The 1,093-nt window shown below is 64.5% G+C and carries 1 protein-coding gene; it reads left to right on the top strand.

All coding sequences use genetic code 11. From position 1 onward, the window contains the following. Nucleotides 1-221: 221 nt before the first annotated feature. Nucleotides 222-1,093: helix-turn-helix domain-containing protein (locus JNW98_RS32050; protein ID WP_223771818.1), on the top strand; the 872-nt coding region annotated here is incomplete at its 3' end.

Below are 1,093 nucleotides of genomic sequence, written 5' to 3'. Positions count from 1 at the left end.
CCGCTCGGCGGCGTACCGCGCGTCACTGATCCGCGTGCACGTAGCGCACGGCACACGCGGATTGGGCACGAGCGCGGGTCGCGCCCCCACCCCGAAAGACATGTGCGTCATACGTTCGAACCTCCGTGTGTTCCACTCGCCATGAGCGGGCAACTCCCTCTTGGGAGCTTTGATGTTTCCGAACGCACTTGGAAAGTCAGGGGAGTTACGTGCGGGGCGTCGTGGACGAGCTGGACGGACCGGAGTTCTTCGGCAAGGAGGTGGCGGAAGCCCGCGCACACGCGGGAGTAGGGCAGCAGGAACTTGCCGACGCGACGGGTTACAAGGTCCCCTACGTCAGCAAAGTGGAGAACGGCCACACCCTGGGCAGTGAGCGCTTCGCGATCGGATGCGACCGGTTCTTCAACACCTCCGGGTACTTCCTCCGGCTTCACCGCCGAATCGCGATGTCCGGGCACCCCGAGTGGTTCGTGCCGTTCGTCAAGTTGGAGCGGCATGCCCGCGTCATCGAGGACTACTCGAACGTGCTCATCATGGGGATGTTGCAGACGCACGAGTACGCGGAGGCTGTCATCCGCGCCGCCAATCCCGATGCCGAGCCGTCAAAGATCAAAGCCTCGGTGGAAGCCCGGCTGGCACGTCACAGCGTGATAGAGCGCGAGAACCCTCCGAGCCTCTGGGTCATCATCCACGAGGCCGCACTGCGTACGATCATCGGTGACGTCGCCACGATGGCAGGACGACTCGAACACCTGCCGGAGGAGGCAGCTCGGCCGACCGTCACGATTCAGGTGCTGCCCAACGACGGCGAGACGCCGGCCGCGCACTTGCCGTTCGTTCTGCTGACCCCAGAGGACGGCGGACCACCGGTTCTGTACGAGGAGATCAGGCATCACGCGCGCGTGGACGAGTCGCCGTCGGCCGTCGCAGAGGCTCAAGCGGTGTTCAACCGACTGCGGGGCGCCGCCTTGTCACCCAGACAATCAGAGGCACGCATGCGTGCGATTCTCAAGGAGATCACCAGTGAGCACGACCCAGAACCTCTCCCACGCGATATGGAAGAAGTCCAGCTACAGCGGCGGGACCGGCGGAA

It is taken from the genome of Streptomyces huiliensis (assembly GCF_020037025.1).
In the GTDB taxonomy this organism is placed as follows: domain Bacteria; phylum Actinomycetota; class Actinomycetes; order Streptomycetales; family Streptomycetaceae; genus Streptomyces; species Streptomyces huiliensis.
This window is presented reverse-complemented; position numbering and strand designations above follow the sequence as displayed.